Source organism: Arthrobacter sp. B0427-1-12, from assembly GCF_059092905.1.
In genome coordinates this window covers 1-273 of record NZ_JBNHIC010000259.1, presented here as the reverse complement: position 1 = coordinate 273, position 273 = coordinate 1, and the positions used below count along the sequence as shown (strand labels likewise).

Genomic DNA, 273 nt, shown 5'->3' with positions numbered 1-273 from the left:
GCTCCGCAACCATTTTCTTCCGGCCCGGACGCGGCTGGCAGGCGCACAAGGCCGGCCAGTGGGCGCGGATCGGCGTCGAGATGGACGGGGTGTGGCATTGGCGCTCGTATTCGCTCAGCACAGCGGCAGGCCAGGATCCCGCAATTACCGTGACCGACGTCGGTGCGGTCTCCCGCGCCCTGGTCCGCAACACCCGCCCCGGGGATGTGCTGTTCCTGGCACCTCCGCAGGGGGATTTCGTGCTGCCCGAGCAGCCCCGGCCGCTGCTCATGC

At 70.0% G+C, this 273-nt stretch carries 1 protein-coding gene; it reads left to right on the top strand.

Translation table 11 applies throughout. From position 1 onward, the window contains the following. Nucleotides 1-273: ferredoxin reductase domain-containing protein (locus AC5RWU_RS24775; protein WP_493986806.1), on the top strand; the 273-nt coding region annotated here is incomplete at both ends.